Origin of the sequence: Paraburkholderia sp. EG286A, assembly GCF_040965375.1 — a bacterium.
GTDB lineage: Bacteria > Pseudomonadota > Gammaproteobacteria > Burkholderiales > Burkholderiaceae > Paraburkholderia.
The window spans coordinates 218,120-235,342 of sequence record NZ_JBFRCB010000010.1; the positions used below are offsets into that span (position 1 = coordinate 218,120).

Genomic DNA, 17,223 nt, shown 5'->3' on the forward strand with positions numbered 1-17,223 from the left:
CCCTATTCGTTTCAGGACAAGTCCGCGCGCACCTTGAACTTCTTTTCAGCGAACGCGCGGTCCGCCTCATGGATGGCCTTTACCGTTTCACCGAAGCAATCGGCAGCGGATAGCAGTTCCAGCCGGTTCACCTCGTCAAGTTGTCGGCAAACGCCTTCGTCGATCACGGTGCTGCCATGCATCGCCCCCAGCACCGCTCCGATCATCACACCAATCGAATCGGTGTCGCGCCCTGAATTGATGCCGTCCTCGATCGCCTGATGGAAGTCCCCGCAGTTCGTCTGGATGAAGCCGAGCGCCAGCGGCAATTCTTCGATCGAAAGACGCCGCGAGGGCCGATAGGCGTCGGAGGCAATACCCGCTTTTCTCGCGGTATGCTCGACATCGTCACCAATCGGCGAGTAGCGACCGATGATCCGGTGAAATTCCGTAACCACCGTCTCGTAGTCTTTGCCACGCAGCCTCACAGCGGCATCGGCGATCGCGTCAATCGCTGCACGTGTGCCGTCCCTGGCGACGTCGAGCGCAGCCTCGACAACTGCTTCGATCGCGACGCCAGGCACGAACGCCGCGGCTACCGCACTGGCGAGCACACCGGCTGCTTCAAGACCGTAGCTCTCCTGATGCCCGCTGGCGAATGCGATCGCTTCGTCATAGGCGCCCCTGGGATCGCCGGCGTTGATCGCGCCGATCGGCGCGATGTACATGGCCGCACCGCAGTTGACCATGTTCCCGATGCCTCCTTGACGCGGATCGCAGGAAGCAAGCTGATGCCGCAGATAGATCCATTTCTCCGGATAAAACAGGCGCTCGATCAGCACCGTCTCGCGCTGCAGTTCGGGTATCCAGCGCGGAACCCAGGCGATCTGGCGCACCATTGCATCGGCCATATCCCACGCGTCGAGGTGCCGACCGACCTCGTTGTACACACTCATCAGCGAAAGCACCATGAAGGTGTCGTCGGTGACAATGCCGCCGCCGCGTATGCGCCCCTTGCGGCCCGCTTCGTCATCTTTCGCACGATGCCATTCGGTATTGATCGAAGTGACGCGCCCGAAGCGCTCACGGATTTGCGACGCCGAAAGCTTCTCGACCGTGGCTCCGAGCGCATCGCCGTACGCGACCCCGTAAACAAGTCCACGGATGCGGTCCTGCAGTGACTGGTGGGTAATGCTCATACGTTCTCCTTATCCTTGTTTTCGTCGCTGCCCCGTCGGGCCCGTTGAGTTTTGGACGTGCTCGTTACGTTCGACTCACGTTTTCCCACCATGTGGCCGTGAAAGCCGTAGTACATGATGTACAGGTAGCACGACACGGTTAGCACCATGTACACCAACTGAAAGTCATACACTCGCTTCAGGTGTGCAAAGAGTTGGGGCATCACGGCGCCACCCACGATTCCCATAATCAACAATGCCGATCCGGTTTCGGTAAACCGGCCCAGGCCTTTGATCGCGAGCGGAAAGATCGCCGGCCACATCATCGCGTGCGCGAAGCCCAGTGCAGCGATGAACGCAATCGACGTATAGCCGTCGGAGACATAGGCGCAAGCGCTGAGCAGCACGCCAATCAGTGCGGAAACGACCAGATAGCGCTGCTGCGAGATGAAGCGCGGCACGAGAACGAGCCCGACCAGGTAGCCAACGAGCATCGCGGACATCGTATAAGACGTGAAATGTTTGGTTGCGTCGAGCGGCAAGTTCAAGCTCTGCCCGTATAGGCCGATCGCGTCACCTGCCAGCACTTCTGCGCCTATGTACGTGAAGATGCAAAGCACTCCCAACCAAAGATGAGGAAATGAAAAGATGCTGCGCACGGAATGACTACCGCGCTCAGCGACATTGACTTCCGATGGCTTGATGTCGGGGAGAGACGAAAATGCGATGAAAACGGCGAGCGCCGCGAGAATGGCCGCGAGCGTGAGATACGGACCGTGCAATCTGGCGGCAAATGCGTTGAGCAGAGCGTCGGCATGTGCTGCTGTCGGCGCCGCTTTGACCCGCGTGACGAATTCACCCACGCTACCCATAACCAATGCGCCGAATACGTAGGGCGCAAGGATACCGGCGGTCTTGTTGCAGATTCCCATCGTAGCCACACGCCGCGCCGCGCTGTCGATCGGTCCCAGAATGCTGACGTACGGGTTGTAGGCGGTCTGCATCAGGGACAGCCCCGTTCCGATCACCAAAAGGCTTGCAAGTACGCCGGGGTAGCTGTGCGCACCAACGAACCAGCTGAAGGACAGCGCACCGATCGACATGACGCCCAGGCCCGCCGCCATCCCTCTTTTCATCCCGATCCGCTTCAGCGCAGCGGCATACGGCAATGCGAACACGAAATATGGGACATAGAAGACGACGGTAATCAGGAGCGCCTGAACATCATCCAGTCTGAAGGCCAATTTGACGAAGACGGTCAAAGGCCCGTTTAGCCAACTGAAGGCTCCAGTCACGAAGTACAGCATGCCGATGGTCAGCATGGGCCGGAGATATGTTCTATCGGGCGGCTGGACGATTGGGTGAGCGGTCAACATGGTTCCTGTCTCCTTCAATAAGTTTTTGGCTTCGTCATTGCTATGGGAACGTTCCCATTTTGCGGAAAAAAATATATCGATGGCCTCGCGGCTCAGCGCCTCTCCCCTGATGCCGCGGAGTCGCGCATCGATTTGCGACGCAGATCGGCAATCGATCCGCGTTCAGTTAAGGTGCATGGCAGATAAATCCGCGTACCGTGGGCTGCTTCGACATCGCGTTTAAGAAGTTGTGCGACGGCCTCGGCGCCGATCTGACGAGCGGGTTTTTCTATTGTTGTGAGTCCTGGCCACGCGAATGCGCCCGCTTGAATGCCGTCGAAGCCAAGAATCGACACATCTTGTGGACAATGCAAACCCGCCTCTCGAACGGTGCTCATCGCCCCGAGCGCCATGAGGTCGTTCGCGGCGAACACACATAGATGTCCACCCTCATGCCGCTCCAGCAGACGTCGCATAGCGAGTGCGCCGCCTTCCGTCGTGTAGTCGGCATCTTCCACGGGCAGCGTGACAGGATCGATGTCATGCTTGATGCAGTGTTCGTGTACCGCGCGTAAGAACCTCGCACGGGCAAGGCGCGTGCGCTGTCCGACGATGAGGGCGGGCCGAAGATGGCCTTTGGAGCGCAGATAATTCATGCCGAGACCCACGCCTTGTGCAATGTCCGAGCCGACCGAAGCACTGTCGGGAAACCGCTCAGCACTCGATCCAATCATGATGCAAGGCAATCCAAAACGCTCGAAATCGCCGAGTTCGTCTGCGACTGGATTGATGATCGCGCCATCAACACGCGCCTGCATCATGGTGCTCAAATGCATCTTTTCTTTTTCCGCGCTCCAGTTGGACGAAAAAATCAGGATGGAAACACCTGCATCCGCAGCCCGGTCCTGCGCACCCCGCGCAACCTCGCCCCAAAATGGATTCGCGATGTCCGGCAAGACGAGGCCCAGCATGCCGCTGCGGCCCGAACGCATGCTGACCGCCAGCTCATTGCGCGTGTAGCCCAGCGCTTTCGCAGCCAGCAGCACCTGCTCTCTCGCCGAATCGGAAATGTTGGGCGCGTCCGACAGCACCCGAGCCGCCGTACTTTTGGAGACCCCTGCACGCTTCGCTACGTCGATGACGGTCGGCCTGCGTCCGTTGAGGGACTCCATGGCTGGTCTCCTGTTCGCTTATCAGCTTTGATTTGGGAACGATACCACAGATACTTCGATGATCAACATGCAGTAGGGAAAACGTGAGTCGATCTGTTGATCTCGCGCGCCGCGATGCTCGATGCAGTGGAAAATCACTGCATCGGCGTGGCACCATCATCGACACAGGCGCCGCAGGCCGATGCAATCCATCGGAAGGCAGGCTCGACCGCCGTTGAGCGCGCGGGCAGCTTCGATTTCATGAGCCACAGAGGCGGCATTGCGATTCGTGGCACCTGTGGCAGCCGGCACACGCGCTGTTGCGCCAGCGCTTCGCTCGCGAACAGCTGCGAGACCATGGCAATCCCGGCCTCCCGCTCCGCAGCCGCCACGAGCAGATGCGGATCGGCACTCGTCATTACGCGCCGGGTTTGCAGACCGCAGCGCCGCAGTTCGGGCAACCAGGGTGCCCATTCCTGTGACCGGCCCACACGCAAAAAGCTTGATTGCCCAGTCCATTCCTCGAGTTGGAGGATCTGATGGCTAATCGCCGACTGGGTCAGCGACAACTGGCAACGAGCGACACAATATGGATTGCTGCCATGGTTCGACTATCTGAATGAGGAATCCGTATCGTATTTGAATTGACCGGCCTCTAGCGCTTACCGCGGCAGAAGCAGATTAGGTATTCAGCAGCGCGCCGGCCAGTCATTCTGATTCCTGCCGCGTGCCGCGCCGCTGGCCTTACATAAAAAGCTGGACCGAGGGCAGAGCCGCGTCGCAGTTGAGCAGGTTGACCCGTTTCTGGCGTACCTTCAGCATACCGTCTCGCAGCACGAGGGTGTGCTCAGCGGTGCAGGCATAAACCTGCTGTTCGTCGCCGCGCGTCTCCACGTAGATGTAGCGGGTGCGCGTGAGGTACGTACCGCTGTCGTGGTCCTGCGCCAGCACTTCCGGACACTGCAGCACATGCAGGCAACGGCTTTCCGGCTGCAGGGAGAAAGCGCGCGGGCTGCGCATGCGCTCGATGCGCAGTTGAAGCAGCAGGCGGTCTTCGTACATCAGCGACGCGTGATCGATGCCATCCCGTTGGTCCGGCACGAGCGGAATCCAGTAGTGGCCGTCGTCCGCGAAGAGCGCTAACCAATCGTCGAAGCGTTTGTCGTCGATCAGCCGTGCTTCTTCATAGACGAAGGCGATCAGGTCATCCCGTGCGGGCGGCGTCGCGAGTTGGGGCTGGCTCATTTTGTTGTATCTCCTGACTGAATTTCCGGTGTCATGTATCGGGCCCATGCGCGGAACTGGTTGCGCATGGAGATTTCGCTCGTGCCGTTAGCGGTGGTGTCCTCCTGCCCGACTTCGGCAGCATCGAAGTTGCGGTGCAGGCTCACCCACTCGTTGCCGCCTGCACGCAACCCTTCCTGCATCGCGCGGTAGGCGTGCAGGTCGTCGTGGCCGACCACCGACATCGGCGAGTTGATCAGCCGCGTGTACATCAGCGTGCGGCGCAACAGGTCTTCCGGCGCACCCTTGGGTCGGAAGGTCCACGATTCGACGATCGTCTTGCCGGGCGCCACCGGCCGCACTACGCGGATCGCCTGGATAGCGCCCTTGATGGTCAGGCTCGGATAGAAGACGGTGTTGTGCCGCACCGTCGCGAGTATCTCCGCGGCACGTGTCGCACCATAGACCTCGGCCATGCGCTCCTCGTATTCGGGCATGCGGACATAGTCGGCATGCAATGACACCGTGCCGACTCCCGTGTAACTGTGCCCGTTGGCGAACACCCTCACGCCCATCTCGTCGGAGAACGCATAGCCCGACGTAAAGGGCACCAGCTGTTCGATCGCCATCGGCAAGGGCTCGTCTTGCGGCTTGCCGGCCCACAGCTGTCTTGCCGTGCCGGCTGACGACTCGTGCGCCACCATGGGGTGCATGGTGTCGTTCAGGTTCTCGATGAACATCTTCCAGTTGCAGTCGTGGGTGTAGCGCAGTACGCCGCCCGCGACTTCCAGTTCGCCCTCCGGCGCGCGATCGGCCATGTTGTCGATGGACGACAGCGCCGCGCCAAAGTAGGCGTTGAATTCCGGCCCGTCGTCAGCCAGGCGGACAAACACGAAGCCTCGGTAGTTCGCTACGTGCCGCAACGCCCCCATGCCTTGGCTCGCGGGGCAGGCATCCAGGCTGGAGCCCTCGTAGCCCTGCCGCAGCGGTATCGACAGCAGCGCGCCATCCGTCTTGTAGGTCCATGCGTGATACGGGCAACGGAAGAAGCGCCCGACATTTCCGCTGGCCTGCGAGACCACCCGGGCGCCCTTGTGCGCGCACCGGTTGCGCAGTACCTTCACCGTGCCATCGGGCTGCCGCACCATGACGACGGGCTGCCCGGCGATGTCCGCCGTGATGAAGTCACCGGCTTGCGGCACCTGGCTGTCGTGACCGACGTACACCCACGCCCGTGACCAGAGCCGCTCCATTTCCAGCGCGAAGACCTCCTCATCGAGATAGACGTCCCGATGGACCTGCTCGTCCTGCACCAGCCGGCGCAGGGCTTCAGGATTGTCCCGGTATTTACCCACGATGTTCCCGCTCCCTTTCATGCATCGAGCACCAGCCGCCCGCAGCCGGCACGCGACACGCAGATTTGCATCACATTGCCAGCCTGCCGTTCCGACTCAGTGAGGCAATAGTCGCGGTGATCGAGCGCCCCCTCCAACACTGTCGTCCGGCACAGCCCGCATTCACCGCGCTTGCAGTCGTAAAGCGGGTCCAGGCCCGCCGCCAGCATGGCGTCAAGAATCGATTCCCCGGCCGCCACCGTGAGCGTGCGGCCCGACTGGCGCAGTTCGACTTCAAAGCCGGTGTCGGACGCCGCGGCCGCCGGCGCGGCAAACCGCTCGAAGTGAATGTCCTCGCGAGCCCACCCGCGCGCGCACGCCTGCGCCAGCACCGCGTCGATCATCCCCGCCGGACCGCAGACGTAGAGGGGCTGGCCGGGACGCAGGCCTTGCAGCAGTGCCGCGATATCCAGCGCTGGCAGTACGCCCTGGTCGGCGTACAGCGACAATTGCGCGCCGGCGATGCCGCGCAGTTCCTGCGCAAATGCCAGCTGGCGGGTGTTGCGGGCGCTGTAGTGCACGCGGTAGCGCCGCCCGGCGGCCGCCAACACGGCCGCCATCGACACAATGGGCGTGACCCCGATGCCACCGGCAATCAGCACGGCGTCTTCGGCATCCGCGTCGAGCACAAAGGCGTTGCGCGGCCGGCTGGTCAGCAACCGGCTGCCAGGCTTAAGCATTGTGTGCATCCAGCGAGACCCGCCCAGACCATTGTCTTCGCGCCGCACGGCGATACGGTAGACCTCAGGCGCCAGCGTGGCGCCCACCGTGGCGTTGATCAGCGAGTAATGGCGCCAGTCCGCGGTCCCGCCTGGCGCGACCCGCACGCGCAGATGAGCGCCCGCGGTGTACCCCGGCAACGCCCTGCCCGCCGGATCCCGCAGGCGGAACTCGGTGATGGTGCCGGTCAGCGGAAGCACTTCGTCGACCACCAGTTCGATCGTTGCGTCGGAGCCCGTCATGCCGCTGCTCCTTTCGCATCCGCCGTCATCAGCGTCGCCCACGCGCGGAACTGGTTGCGCATCAGCAACTCGTTGGTGCCGCTCACCTCCTGCTCGGGCTCCAGCTGTTCGCCATCGCGGTACTCGCGATGCAGGCTGATCCATGGATTGCCCTGGGCGGCCAGCGATCTCTGGACGCCCTCGAAAATATGGATGTCGTCATGCGCCACCACCGACATCGGCGAGAACGTCAGCCGGTTGTAGGTCAGCGTGCGCTCCAGCAGCGCTTGCGGCGCCCCTTTGGGTGCCAGCGCCCAGACCTCGACCAGGGTACGGTCCACGCCAAGCGGCTTGATCACACGCAGCGTCTGCGGCGATCCCTTGAGCGCGAGTGACGGAAACAGGACCACGTTCTGCGGCGCGAAGCCGAGAATTTCAGCGGTTCGCTGCGCGCCATGGGCCGCCTCCAGCGCCTGCCGGTAATCCGCCGGCATGTCATATCCCGAATGGATGCTGGCGTGAATGCCCAGCACGCTGTGTCCATTCGGATAGACGCGCGCGCCGGTCCTCGTGAAGAAGTCATAGCCCGAGCCGAATGGCAGCAGTTGCTGCAGGGCCATCGACTCCGGCGCATCGGCCGGCTGCGTGTCCTGCACGAACCTGGCCGTCGCCGAGACTGACTCGTGCGTGGAAACCGGGTGCACGGAATCGTTGACGTTCTCGAGGTACATCTTCCAGTTGCACCGCATCACGCTGCGCAGGCAGCCGCCGGCAATTTGCAGTTCGCCCATGGGGGAGCGGTCGGCGAGGCTGTCGAGCACCGTCAGCACAGGACCGACGTAATGCGAAAACTCCGGGCCGTCCGCCGACAAACAAGTGAAGACAAAACCGCGATGCACCGCCATGCGTGGCGCCACCAGGCCAGCTCCGGACTCGCAGGCATGCATACGGGTGTGTTCATAGCCTGTCTTCAGCGGCACGGCCAGTAAGGCGCCATCGGTCTTGTAGGCCCACGCGTGGTACGGACAACGAAAGAATTTGCCGGTGTTGCCTTGCACCTGGCAAACCAGTCGTGCACCTTTGTGGGCACAGCGGTTCATGAGCACACGCAGGCTGCGGTCCGGCTGGCGCACCAGGATCAATGGTTGGCCGGCGATTTCGGTGGTGTAGTAGTCGCCCGGCTCGGGCACCTGGCTTTCGTGGCCGACGTAATTCCAGCTGCGCTGGAACAAGCGTTCCTGCTCGAGGCGGAACAACTCCTCGCTGAGGTAGACGTCGCGGTGCACGCGGTCTTCCTGCACCAGCGCGCGGATGGCGCCGGCATCGTCCCGGTAGCGGGTCATGTCAAGTCTCCTTCCTCATCGCTCTCCAGCGCCGGGCGGGCGACAAAACGGCAAGTGGCATGCGGATCCACGGCGGCGCACGCGGTTTCCTGCACCCGCACCGGTTGCCCCAACACAATCGCGGCGACGGTGCGGAACATGCCTGCGATCGGCGCGCAGACCGGCTGGGCCGCCGACCCATAGCCCGCGGCAAAGGGGCTGTTGAAAACATTGAGAACCAGGCCATCGCCGCTGCGCTCGAAGTCCCACCGCCCCCAGCCGAGGGCGGGCGAGGTTTCGCAGATCAGATCGAGCAGCGCATTGCCGTCGCCCGCCCCACGGCCGGGCAGGCCGTCGAGATAGGCGAGGATGCTGCGCTTGCCGTGCTGGGCAGTAGAGTCGGCGAAGGCACACAGCGCTTGCGACCGCGTGGTGTCATCCAGCAACTGCAGCATGCCCATGAGGACATCTGGGCGCATCAGCAGGTAGCGGCGGTCATGGTCACGCACCTCTCCGCGCACCAGATCGAATACGAGCCGCTGGGCGATCGGCGTGGTCAGGGGTGAAGTCTGGGTTGTCATGGCGCTCCCTTCCCTCAGGCCTGCCCGGAGCGCCTGCGCGCCTCACTGGGCAGCGTTTCCGGCGTGAACATCAGCGCGATCACCGTGATGCCCCCCAGCACGATCAGATAGAGCGCCACCGGCGTCGCCGAGTGGTACTCCGCCAGCAGCGCCGTGGCGACCATTGGTGCCACGCCGCCGCCGATCACCGACGACAGTTCGCGGCCAACGCCCATGCCCGAGTAGCGCACTTCAGTGCGGAACAATTCCGCCATGTAGCTCGGCTGCACCCCGACCATGGCGGCCAGCACCACGGAGTCGGCCAGTACGTAGGCGAGCAGCACCAGGAACGGCTGGCCGGTATCGATCAGCCAGAAGAACGGGAACGCCACCAGCATCACGCCGACCGCGCCTGCCATATAGACGGTGCGTCGGCCGATTCGGTCAGACAGGTGGCCATACGCCAGTGCGGTGCCCATGACCAGCACCATCGAGATCGTCAGTCCTTCCAGCATGACCTGGTTAGGAATGCCAAGATGAGCGCCATAGGCGAGCGAGAATGCGAAGAAGATGTAGGACGCGCCGCCTTCCGCCATGCGCAGCCCCACCACCATCAGCACTTCCTTCGGCTGCTGGCGCAGCACTTCGATCACGGGCAGGCGCACACCGTGGCCGCTGCGCCTGACCGCCACGAACTCCGCGCTTTCGGGAATCCGGCTGCGGATGTAGTAGCCCGCCAGGACCAGCACGATGCTGGCGAGGAACGGGACGCGCCATCCCCAGTTCATGAAGTCTTCGGCAGGCAGCTTCTGCGCCGCCCAGAAGGCGACTGCCGACAGCACGAAGCCGACGGTCGCCCCGCTCGGGCTCCAGGCAGACAGGAAGCCACGCCGCGTCGGCGGCGCATTCTCACTGATCAGCAGGATGCTGCCGCTCCATTCGCCGCCGGCAGCCAGCCCTTGCAGGAGGCGCAGCAACACCAGCAGCACGGGCGCCCAGATCCCGATCTGCTGATACGTCGGCAGGAGGCCCATCAGGGCCGTGGCAAGCCCCATCACGATCAGCGTCAGAACCAGCACCAGCTTGCGACCGTAGCGGTCGCCCACGTGGCCGCAGATCACGCCGCCGAGCGGGCGCGCGACGAACCCCACCGCGAAGCCGCCGAACGCCGCCAGCGTGCCCACCAGCGGATCGGTGCCGATCGGAAAGAACAGCTTGCCGAAGATCAGCGCGGCGGCCGTGCCATACAGAAAGAAGTCATACCACTCGAGTGCCTGCCCGACGATCGATGTCATGACGGTCTTGCGCAACATCGCCCGCCGCGCATCGGCAGCCACCGGCACACCGGCCGTGGCTGATCCTTGTTCCACATTCATGTTGTCTCCTTGATTCTCGTTCTCTGCCTGTTGGGGTGTGTGCGCCGGGTTGTTACGGCGTGGCGTCTTGCCTCCACACGCGCACAGTGTCATCGGTGCCCGGCGAGGGGATGCCCATGGGAAACGGCCAGTCCGACCCGAACAGCACATTGGGGCGGCCGAACACCTCCTGTGCCAGCCGCAGGCCGGCAGGCTGGTGCGCAATGCAATCGGCGAAGAAGCGCCTCGCCGCCTGCAAGGGAGGCTCGATCCGTGGCGGCACTCCCGGACGCCCGCTCTCGAGGCCGCGCTGCAAGCGCCCGCATACAGCCGGGAATGCGCCGCCAGCGTGCGCCAGACAGAAGCGGATGCGCGGGTACTGCCTCGGGACATCCGCCATCACCAGTTGCGACGCCGCGACCGCGGTCTCGTAAGGATTGCCAATCAGGTTGTCCATGTAATGCCGTGTGAGCCTGCCGTCGCAACAGTGCGCCGGATGGAGGAAGACGAAGGCGCCCTGCGCGTCCAGCCTCTCCCACAGCGGCCGATGCGCCGGATCGCCGTAATCGACGGCGTCAACGCCTCCTGCCGCCAGCGCGTATCCTGCATGAACCGACTCGCCATAACACGCGGCCAACGCCTGCGCCACCGCCGGGTGCTCCATCGGCAAGTGCAGCAAGGCACCCAGCTTTGCACTGTGGCGAGTGGCGATCTCGAGCAGGCCATCGTTGAGGTAACAGGCCCACTCGTGGGCTGCGACGGCGTCCAGGTGCTGCCGGTAGAGCGGCGGCGGCACCGAGACCAGCGCACGCTGCACGCCGTTGACCTCCATCCAGGCAAGCAGCCGCTCGGGGTGATACAGGTCCTCGGCCATCAGCGGCTGGCCGTCGATCACCATCACACCGTCGGCAGGCCGCCTGACGACGCCATCCAATGGCGGCAATGCAGCCGTGCCGCCGGGCACAAGGTGGGTATGGACATCCAATGCGATCGAGGACATGGGTTTTCCTTCGTCTTCCGACAATCCATACGCGGGGTCACCGTGGCTCCAGGTTGGCATTCATCTCCCCTCCCCAGAACTCCGGCGACCACGTCGGTCCCCAGATGTACGGCAGGACCGTCCAGTCCCGGCTGACCCATTGGTCGCTGATCTTGTCCATATCGGCGTAGTACTCCACCCAGCTACCCCACGGATCCCGCACGTACTGGAACAGGTTCGACGCCAGCGCATGCCGTCCCGGGCCGAAGCTGTCCCGGTAACCCGCCTCGCGCATGCGCCAGGCACCGAGGCCGATGTCGTCGATCCCGCCCACCTGGAAGCTGGCATGCTGGAAGCCGCGATGCGTACTGGCGATCAGCCCGAAACAGTGGTGGTCGATCACGCCCTCACCCGCAGCGAGGAAGCTCACCTTCCCGACTGCCCTGTCGGCCACACGCAGGCCGAGCGTCTCGCACAGGAAGCGCTCGGCGCTTGCCAGCTCGGGGGTGAAGATCAGCACATGACCTAACTTGCGCGGCGGTCGCCCGCCTTCCAGCGACTGCCACGCCGCGACGTCCACCGGCCGGCGCACGGCGGCATCGGCGGCCGGCTCCGCGAGCGACACTGGCAGATCCGGGCTGAGGTGAATCCAGGTGCCCCACGGATCCTGAAACCACAGGCCGTCGCGGTGGCCGCCGGTCGGCGCCTGCTCCAGGACGTCGAGTCCTGCCTGTGTCAGCTTCTCGATGAAGGCCGCGCGCTGCAGCGGATCAAAGTAGAAAGACACGTGATACAGCCGCTTGTCCGCGCCGGCCGCCAAAACCAGTTCGTCGTTGCTGCGACCAGGCGAGCGCATGCGCAGCACGCCGGGCTGCACCGTCGAGGCCTCGAGGCCGAAGGTCTCGTAGAAGGCCCGGGCGGCGCCCAGGTCCGGTACTTCCAGGCCAAATCCGTTCAGGCCAAGCACGCTGGGGCCATGGATCATTGCGAACTCCCTTGCGGCACAGGCGCGCCGACGATCGATGCGTAGAGGTCTTCGGCACGTTGCGGCGCGATCGGCACGATGGCGGCGACATGGTCGTCGGGGCGAATCAGCACCAGCGTGCCGTCCGCCACGCCGAGGCGCTCGCGCAGCTGGTTGCCGACATCGAGCAGCGCGCGGTCGCGCAGGCCGGAGTCGAGGGGAGCGTCCCAGCGCGACACCACGAAGTGACGCAACGCGGGGGACGTGTTGTGTGGAATCTGCGGCTGGCGGCGCACGTCGTCGAAGTACAGCGCGAGGAAATTGCCGTCGACCAGGTCGTGGACCCGGACTGGACGGCCGGCGGGGCCATGCAGCACAAAGTCCGGGATGCGCTCGCCTACCTGCAGCGGCGGCGGCTCGGCTTCCGTGCGGATCATCGACCAGTCGCCGCTGCCGTTGATATCCAGCCGCACGCCCAGCAGCGTGCGCGTATAGGCATTGCCCCAGTCCTGCAGCGCTGCGGTGGGATTCGCCTCGCCCTGCATGGCCATGTGGTGGCGCGCGGCCTCGGCCATTTCGCCGGCACCTTCCGACGCGACCGGGCGCTGTTCGCGCTCGTAGCCGTCCAGCAGGCTGCTGTCGGCCCAGCCGCGCAGCACCCACGCGAGGCGCCATGGCAGGCTGATGGCATCCAGCACGCCGGTATTGAGGCCGAGCGCCCACATCGGCGTAATCAGATGCGCAGCGTCGCCCATCAGGAACACGCGGTCGCGCCGCCACTGGCTCGCAATGCGGTGGTGCACGCGGTAGCTCACCCGCCCCAGCAACTCGACCTTGTCGACCTTGCCGATGAAGCGCAGCACTTTGCTGCGCAGTGCCTCGTCGGTCGGTTCGTCCGCGTCCTTGGCGAGCGGATAGAGGAAGCGCCAGCAGTGAGGCTGCCGCACCAGGATCATCCACTCCTGCGCGTCCGAGAAGTACGCGAGATAGGGATAGTCGCGCGGATTGGCCACATCGAGGTCGACCTTCAGATCCACCAGCATGTAGCGCACATCGAGCGACGTGCCGACCACCGGAACGCCGCATTGCGCGCGCACCGTGCTGCGGCCGCCGTCGCACGCCAGCAGGTAGCTGCCCTCGAAACGCTGCGGGCCATCCGGCGTGTCGAAGACCGCTTGCACACCGCTGGCGCCGGAGTCAAAAGACACCAGACGGTGCTGCATCAGCAAGCGGCCTTGCGGCACACGCTCCACCGCGTCGCGCAGGATCGGCTCGAGATGGTGTTGCGGCAGGTTGACCACGAACGGGTAACGGGTCTCGTCGCGCAGCACGGCCGTACGCACGGACGATTGCGAGAGATTGCTCTCCCGTTCGATCTCGCCGATCTCTTCGACCCGAAGCGCACGCTCCAGCACGGCATCGGCGACGCCATAGCGGCGAAAGGCTTCCAGCGTGCGCGTCAGCAGCGTGCCGGCCTTGGTGTCGAGCGACAGGCTGCCGTCTTCCTCGAACAGCAGAAAGGGAATGCGATAGTAGGCGAGGCCGAGCGCCGTGGTCAGCCCGATCGGCCCCGCGCCAACGATCAGTACAGGCTGCATGATTGTTGTTCTCCGGTGAGTGTCATTGCTCGCGCCCCGCGGGTTCGCTGGCCTGCCAGGCATAGTCCCGGCTGAGCACCGACGCGGTCATGGTGGCGGCATCGGATAGCAGGAACATCAGCGGCCCCGTGACGTCTTCCGGCTGGCCGACCCCGAGCGTGGCAGCCCAGTGCGCGTCGTCGCTTCCGGCATTGGCATGGCGGTACTGGGGCGTGTCGATGACGCCGGGGGCGATCAGGTTGACCCGCACCCGGTGCCGGGCCACCTCCTTCGCCGCACTCTTGATGAACGCCACCAGTGCGGCTTTGCTGGCGGCATAGGCGGCGGACTCGGCCCAGCCGCTATGCGCCAGCCCCGACGAGAACGCCAGCACGCTGCCACGCCGGCGGCGGATCATGCCGGGCATCGCCGCCTGGTAGCACCACACCACGCCGTTGAGGTTAATGCCGAGCGTGCGCTGCCAGTCCCCCGGCGCCGTGTCATGCACAGCCCGACGCGGCTGCACCGCCGCACCGCAGACCAGACCGTCGATGTGGCCATGTTCGTTCTCGATGGACTGCATGGCGGCCATCACGGCGTCGCGGTCGCTGACATCGAGGCGGACAAACTGCAGCCGCGGCTCGGCGGCCAGCAACGCCGCCGCGGCGTGCTCGTCCACGTCGCAGACGATCACCGTTGCGCCCGCCCCCGCGCAGGCACGCGCGAGCGCCGCGCCGATGCCGTTCGCGCCGCCCGTGATGACGATCACGTCGCCGCTTGCATCGAAACTGGCTTTCATGGGCGCCTCCGCATGTCCATGACACTCGATTGCCCGTACAGGTCGGTCTCGACCACGCGGTTGACCAGTTCGCCCAGGCCCGTACCGCGCACGGTCACGACGTCGCCGGCTTGCAGGAACACCTGCGGCTCGCGTGCGTTGCCCACGCCCGCCGGCGTGCCGGTCAGGACGAGATCGCCCGCATGCAGCGTCATTCCGAACGACAACTCGGCGATCAGCTCGGGAATGGCGAAAGCCATCTGCGACACCGAGGCGTCCTGCAGCAACTCGCCGTTCACCAGGCATTGCAGCCGCACTTCGCGCGGATCGATCTCGTCGGCCGTCACCAGGAACGGCCCCACCGGCATGGTGCTGTCGATGCTCTTGCCCTTCAGCCACTGGCCGCCGTGACGGCGTTGCAGGTCGCGCTGCGAAATGTCGTTCGCGAGGCAATAGCCCCAGACGTGCCGCATAGCGTCTCTCGCGTCGATGCTGCGGCCGTCGGCGCCAATGATCAGCGCCAGTTCGGCCTCGTAGTCCCATTTGGCCGAGATGCGCGGATCGAAAGCGATGTCGTCGCGCGGTCCGATGAGGGTGTGCGGGCTCTTGGTGAAGAAGGTCGGGGCTTCGGGACGCGGCACGTCCTGCCCCTCACGCTTGCCCTCGCCTTCCAGAAAATGGTCCCAGTAGTTCCAGCCGACACAAAGCACATCGCGCTGGAAGCGCTGCAGCGGCGGCAGCAGGCGCAGGCCATCGAGTGCGATGCACTCCAGCGTGCCGTCGCACAACGCGCTGGCGATGCTGCACAGCGCATCCTGGCCACCGGCGATCACATCGCGCAGGTCGCCCATAGACAGCGGCAACGGAGCCACCTGCTCGCCTTCGACCACCCCGATGCGCGCCCGGCCCTCGTAGATGAAACTTGCAAATCGCATGATTCGGACTCCGATACGTGGCTCAGGCGTGCGGCAGAACCGCGATCGCGCTGATCTCGATCAGGTACTCCGGCGAGACCAGCTTGCTGACCTCGACCATGGTCGAAGCCGGCAGCGGCGCCTTGAAAAACTCGCGGCGCACGTCGTGGATGCGATCGAAATGCTCGATGTTGCGCACGTACACATCGACGCGACAGATGTCGTCGAGCGAGCCGCCGGCGGCTTTCACGGCGGCGCTCAGGTTCTCGCAGACTTGCCGGGTCTGGGTTACGACGTCGCCGATGCCGGCGATCGAGCCGTCGGGCCGGCGCGCCGTCATGCCGGAGATGAAGACCAGCTTGCCGCTGGCCTCGATGGTGGTGGCCTGCGAGAAGTGGCCGTTGGGTTTGCGCAGTTCGCCGGTGAGAATTTGCGTTTTCATGCTGTCAGGTCCGTATCGTTCACAAGGTTGGCAATCGAAGAAGGCAGCGCGGCCGTGAGCGCGCGCGCCAGGGCGGCGAGTTCGATCAGCACCGGCCGCTCGACGCGGCAGACGCCGCCGGATTCGGCACGCCTCGCCCAGCCGATCTCGCCGGGGGTGTAAAGACGTTCCGTGCCGGGCGCGCGCCGTGACGTGCGCACCGCGGCCGCCGCGTCGCCGACGGTGCGCGCGAACGCGCCGGCGTCGCGGAAATGCGCCACATCGATCGCGAGGAAAAAGTGCGCGCAGTTGTAGGGAATGGCGCTGTCGCCATAGAGCGGTTGCACCGCCGCGCCGGTGGCGCCGCCGGACAGGCCGCCGCACAGCAGATCGACCATGAAGGCGAGGCCGAAGCCCTTGGGGCCGGCGGCCGGAAGCAGCATGCCGGCGATGGCGGCGGCCGCGTCCGTGGTGGGCACGCCTTGCGCGTCGGTGGCCCAGCCAGCCGGAATCTCGCGGCCGGCGGCGGCGGCCAGCCGGATCTTGCCCATCGCGCTAGCGCTCATCGCCATATCGAGTTCCACCGGAATGCCGTCGTCACCGGGTACCGCGATAGCCAGCGGGTTGTTGCCGACGACGCTCTGGGCGCCACCTGGCGCGGGCATCAGCGGACGTGTGTTGGACATCGCGATGCCGACGCAGCCATCGCTTGCCAGGGCCCGCGCATACCGTCCCGCCGCGCCGAAGTGAAAGGCGTTGCGTACCGCCACGGCGCCGATGCCGTGCTCGGCGGCCCGCTCCCTCGCGATCGCGACCGCCTGTCGCGCGGAAAGCTGGCCCAGCATGTTTGCGGCGTCGAGCACCACGCAGGCGCCGTGGTCATGGGTCACGGCGGCCCGCGATGCCGCGGTCACGGATCCGCTGCGCAGGCGCTGCGCATACATGTGGACCAGCATGACGCCGTGCGAGGGGACGCCTTCCATATCGGCATCGACCAGCGACTCGGCAACGTACGCGGCATCGGCAGCAGCTACGCCGCAACGCTCGAAGATCGCACCGACCGCCGCGCACAGGTCCTGCGGATCGGTCTCGCAATGACTGGAAGGCGTGGGGATGCCGGACATGGCGGCA

The 17,223-nt window shown here is 64.9% G+C and carries 17 protein-coding genes; all 17 read right to left on the reverse strand.

All coding sequences use genetic code 11. The features are described 5' to 3' along the window. Window positions 1-11 precede the first annotated feature (11 nt). The 17 genes from AB4Y35_RS35900 to AB4Y35_RS35980 all read right to left on the reverse strand — a co-directional run bounded on the left by AB4Y35_RS35900 (window position 12) and on the right by AB4Y35_RS35980 (window position 17,216). Window positions 12-1,178 (reverse strand): ADP-ribosylglycohydrolase family protein, encoded by a 1,167-nt coding sequence (locus AB4Y35_RS35900; RefSeq protein WP_368708142.1) that lies wholly within the window; start codon window positions 1,176-1,178, stop codon window positions 12-14. Continuing rightward, on the reverse strand, window positions 1,175-2,533 hold the full coding sequence (locus AB4Y35_RS35905) for a sugar MFS transporter (RefSeq protein ID WP_368708143.1): 1,359 nt from the start codon (window positions 2,531-2,533) through the stop codon (window positions 1,175-1,177). The genes AB4Y35_RS35900 and AB4Y35_RS35905 overlap by 4 nt, the downstream gene beginning before the upstream one ends. Window positions 2,534-2,625: 92 nt before the next feature. Further along, the gene (locus tag AB4Y35_RS35910) at window positions 2,626-3,684 is read right to left on the reverse strand and encodes a LacI family DNA-binding transcriptional regulator (protein WP_368708144.1); all 1,059 of its coding nucleotides are present in this window, start codon (window positions 3,682-3,684) and stop codon (window positions 2,626-2,628) included. 134 nt (window positions 3,685-3,818) lie between these two features. Next, a complete protein-coding gene (locus tag AB4Y35_RS35915; protein WP_368708145.1) occupies window positions 3,819-4,232 on the reverse strand; it encodes a LysR substrate-binding domain-containing protein in 414 nt (137 codons plus the stop codon). Window positions 4,233-4,407: 175 nt separating this feature from the next. Then, a complete protein-coding gene (locus AB4Y35_RS35920) occupies window positions 4,408-4,908 on the reverse strand; it encodes an aromatic-ring-hydroxylating dioxygenase subunit beta (protein WP_368708146.1) in 501 nt (166 codons plus the stop codon). After that, complete coding sequence (locus AB4Y35_RS35925; RefSeq protein ID WP_368708210.1) at window positions 4,905-6,242, reverse strand: aromatic ring-hydroxylating dioxygenase subunit alpha; 1,338 nt, start codon at window positions 6,240-6,242, stop codon at window positions 4,905-4,907. The genes AB4Y35_RS35920 and AB4Y35_RS35925 overlap by 4 nt, the downstream gene beginning before the upstream one ends. 17 nt (window positions 6,243-6,259) lie before the next feature. Further along, on the reverse strand, window positions 6,260-7,243 hold the full coding sequence (locus AB4Y35_RS35930; protein WP_368708147.1) for a 2Fe-2S iron-sulfur cluster-binding protein: 984 nt from the start codon (window positions 7,241-7,243) through the stop codon (window positions 6,260-6,262). Further along, window positions 7,240-8,565, reverse strand: a complete 1,326-nt coding sequence (locus tag AB4Y35_RS35935) for a Rieske 2Fe-2S domain-containing protein (RefSeq protein WP_368708148.1) — start codon at window positions 8,563-8,565, stop codon at window positions 7,240-7,242. Before AB4Y35_RS35935 ends, AB4Y35_RS35930 begins: the two co-directional genes overlap by 4 nt. Next, a complete protein-coding gene (locus AB4Y35_RS35940; protein ID WP_368708149.1) occupies window positions 8,562-9,125 on the reverse strand; it encodes a V4R domain-containing protein in 564 nt (187 codons plus the stop codon). Before AB4Y35_RS35940 ends, AB4Y35_RS35935 begins: the two co-directional genes overlap by 4 nt. 14 nt (window positions 9,126-9,139) lie before the next feature. Beyond that, window positions 9,140-10,417 carry an MFS transporter gene (locus tag AB4Y35_RS35945; RefSeq protein WP_368708211.1) on the reverse strand — a complete coding sequence of 426 codons (1,278 nt, stop codon included), beginning with the start codon at window positions 10,415-10,417 and terminating at the stop codon, window positions 9,140-9,142. A 115-nt stretch (window positions 10,418-10,532) separates the two neighbouring features. After that, on the reverse strand, window positions 10,533-11,459 hold the full coding sequence (locus AB4Y35_RS35950; protein WP_368708150.1) for an amidohydrolase family protein: 927 nt from the start codon (window positions 11,457-11,459) through the stop codon (window positions 10,533-10,535). A 37-nt stretch (window positions 11,460-11,496) separates the two neighbouring features. Beyond that, window positions 11,497-12,423 (reverse strand): VOC family protein, encoded by a 927-nt coding sequence (locus AB4Y35_RS35955; protein WP_368708151.1) that lies wholly within the window; start codon window positions 12,421-12,423, stop codon window positions 11,497-11,499. Beyond that, window positions 12,420-14,000: an FAD-dependent monooxygenase gene (locus AB4Y35_RS35960; RefSeq protein WP_368708152.1), complete on the reverse strand. Its 1,581-nt coding sequence runs from the start codon at window positions 13,998-14,000 to the stop codon at window positions 12,420-12,422. Before AB4Y35_RS35960 ends, AB4Y35_RS35955 begins: the two co-directional genes overlap by 4 nt. 22 nt (window positions 14,001-14,022) lie before the next feature. After that, complete coding sequence (locus AB4Y35_RS35965; protein ID WP_368708153.1) at window positions 14,023-14,778, reverse strand: SDR family NAD(P)-dependent oxidoreductase; 756 nt, start codon at window positions 14,776-14,778, stop codon at window positions 14,023-14,025. After that, window positions 14,775-15,647, reverse strand: a complete 873-nt coding sequence (locus AB4Y35_RS35970) for a fumarylacetoacetate hydrolase family protein (RefSeq protein ID WP_368708154.1) — start codon at window positions 15,645-15,647, stop codon at window positions 14,775-14,777. The genes AB4Y35_RS35965 and AB4Y35_RS35970 overlap by 4 nt, the downstream gene beginning before the upstream one ends. 67 nt (window positions 15,648-15,714) lie before the next feature. Then, window positions 15,715-16,113, reverse strand: a complete 399-nt coding sequence (locus tag AB4Y35_RS35975; RefSeq protein ID WP_368708155.1) for a RidA family protein — start codon at window positions 16,111-16,113, stop codon at window positions 15,715-15,717. Then, window positions 16,110-17,216, reverse strand: a complete 1,107-nt coding sequence (locus AB4Y35_RS35980) for an Ldh family oxidoreductase (protein WP_368708156.1) — start codon at window positions 17,214-17,216, stop codon at window positions 16,110-16,112. Before AB4Y35_RS35980 ends, AB4Y35_RS35975 begins: the two co-directional genes overlap by 4 nt. Window positions 17,217-17,223 lie beyond the last annotated feature (7 nt).